The organism is Achromobacter sp. (assembly GCF_049647645.1).
Classification (GTDB): domain Bacteria; phylum Pseudomonadota; class Gammaproteobacteria; order Burkholderiales; family Burkholderiaceae_B; genus Achromobacter.
In genome coordinates this window covers 1-2402 of the sequence record NZ_JBARYB010000134.1, presented here as the reverse complement: position 1 = coordinate 2402, position 2402 = coordinate 1, and the positions used below count along the sequence as shown (strand labels likewise).

Below are 2402 nucleotides of genomic sequence, written 5' to 3'. Positions count from 1 at the left end.
GCGGACGGCGGCGCGCCGCCGTCCCCTACGCGCAAGGCGGTCCGGAACGGCTGCACCGTTCCGGGCTGCGCGGCATTACTTGCCTGCCGCGGCGCGCCAGTCCTTGATGAACTGCAGGCGCTTGTTCTGCTCCAGGTAGTCCAGCAGGGTTTCGTTGACCGGAATCGGCTTGAGCGAGGCGCCCAGCTTCTTGGTCATGCCGTCCACGTCGTTGTCGCCTTCGATGTCGTCGCGCACCGAGGCCAGGTCGGCCTGGTTAGCCAGGATGGTCTGGCCCTTCTGCGACAGCAGGTAGTCCATCCACAGCTTGGCGGCGTTGCGGTTCTTCGCCTTCTTGCTGATGAAGGCCACGCGCGACAGGACCAGCGCGTAGTCGGTGGGGTAGGCCACGCCCAGCGACGGGTCGTTCTTGGCGCGGGTCTCGGCGTAGGAACCCAGGATGTTGTAGCCGATCAGGTTTTCGCCGGACGACACGCGTTCCATCATGGTGCCGGTGGACGATTGCACGATCAAGCCGCCCGCGGCGATGCCCTTGAGCGTCTCGAAGTACTTGGGGTCGTTGACCTTGTCCTGCACTGCCAACATGAAGCCCACCGCCGACTTCTCGATGTCGTAAGTGGTGACCTTGTTCTTGAACTTGTCCGGCTGGCTGGCGATCAGCTTGGCCAGCGCGCCGTGCGTGGTGGGCACTTCGGCAGCCGGGATCAGGCGCTTGTTGTAGATGAACACGGCCGGCTCGTAGGTGGTGCCGTAGGCCGAATCCTTCCACACCGCCCAGGCCGGCAGCTTGCCGACTTCCGGCGACTTGTACTGCAGCGCGTAGTCGCTGGCCAGCTTCAGCGCCGAGTCCATCGAGGAACTCCAGACGATGTCGCCGCTGGTGCCGCCCGCCGCCTGTTCGCTGATGTAGCGGTTGTAGAGCTCGGTGCTGTTCATGTCGTTGTATTCGACCTTGATGCCCGGATACAGCGCTTCGAAGCCCTTGATGACGGGGCCGGCGGCCTTGGTGTCGGTGGTCGAATAGATAACGACCTTGCCTTCCTTCTTGGCGCCGTCCAGGATCTTCTGGTAGTCGGCCGGATAGCCGGCCGGCACTTGCTGTGCAAAGGCGCTGCCGGCGGCGAGGGCGAATGCAGCGGCGCAGGCGGCCGCCAGGTGGGACTTGGCAAGCATGGGTGTGTCTCCGATGAGTTATTGGTACGAGCGGGATCCGTGTCCAGCTTGCGGGCATCTTAGGAGCCGGCGTCTGTCGCCGTCCTGTCATGGCGACAGGTCGCGTCTAGGGGAAATCCCTGGTCTGCATGGACGCTGCGCGCCCGCCGCCGTCACGGCCGCGCGGGCGTGTCCGTCACCAGCCGGATCCAGTTCTGCACGAAGCGCGAATGGCGGCGCTGGTCCAGTCCGACCAGGAGGGCGGGGCTCAGCACCACCGGCTGCACGATGCCCTGGGAGCGCGCCAGCACCGCTTCGGAGGTCCAGCGGCCGGGCGTGTCCTCCATGATGGAGCCCAGCGCGGCATGGCTGGACGCCACCTGCTGGCCGGCCGGCGAAAGCAGCCAATCGACCAGCGCGCGCCCCAGTTCCGGGCTGGGGGCGCTCCGCGCGATCAGCACCGAGCGCGCCAACACCAGCACGTAGTCCTGCGGAAAGACCACGCCAATGGCCGCGCCCGCCGCCTGTCGCGACAGCGCGTAGGAGCCGAGGATGTTGTAGCCGATGTCGATCTGGTCGTTCTCGATCGCGTCCAGGATGTCGGCGCTGGTGGCCGACAGGCGCACGCCGGCCTGGCCCATGGCGTTGGCCAGGCCCCAGAAGTTCGACGACACCAGCTCGTCCTGTTCGGCCAGCAGATAGCCCACGCTGCTGGCCGAAATGTCATAGGTGCCGATGCGGCCGCGCAGCTTGGCGGAATCGCGTTCCAGCAGGCGCAGCAGGTCCTGGCGCGAGCGCGGCACGGTGGCTTCGGTAAAGCGCTTGGGGTTGTAGACGATGACGGCCGGCTCGAAGGTGAAACCGTAGACCTCGTGGCGCCAAATGGCCCAGGAGGGCAGCTTGGCCGCATAGGGCGACGAGTAGCTCAGCGCATAGCCGTCGTTGGCCAGGCGGATCTGCAGGTCCGAGGCCGAACTCATCAGCACGTCCACGTCCTTCAATTGCCCGGCGATGGCGGCTTCGTAAAGTTCGCGGCTGCCCATCTCGCGGTACACCACGGTCACATCCGGCCGCTGCGACTGGAAGCCCTGGATCAGCGGCGCAACCACCGGCGTATCCGTCGGGCCGGCGATGGTCAGGACGCGCGACGTGGGTTGCGGCGCGGGGTAGCGCGTGACGATTTGCGGGATGTCGGCGGCGCGCACCTCGGCGGGGGACGAGGCCAGCAGCAGGCCCGCCATGCATAGCGC

2 protein-coding genes are annotated in these 2402 nt (G+C 66.6%); both read right to left on the bottom strand.

The annotated features are described in order from the left end of the window. Window positions 1-75 precede the first annotated feature (75 nt). Complete coding sequence (locus WBB14_RS16075) at window positions 76-1173, bottom strand: ABC transporter substrate-binding protein (RefSeq protein ID WP_424240724.1); 1098 nt, start codon at window positions 1171-1173, stop codon at window positions 76-78. Window positions 1174-1325: 152 nt separating this feature from the next. Next, a partial coding sequence (locus WBB14_RS16070) for an ABC transporter substrate-binding protein (protein ID WP_424240723.1) occupies window positions 1326-2402 on the bottom strand: 1077 nt, incomplete at its 5' end.

What these genes read in the sequence shown, in the direction of transcription:
- WBB14_RS16075 (WP_424240724.1), bottom strand. Translation starts at nt 1,173, where the DNA reads ATGCTTGCCAAGTCCCACCTGGCGGCCGCCTGCGCCGCTGCATTCGCC.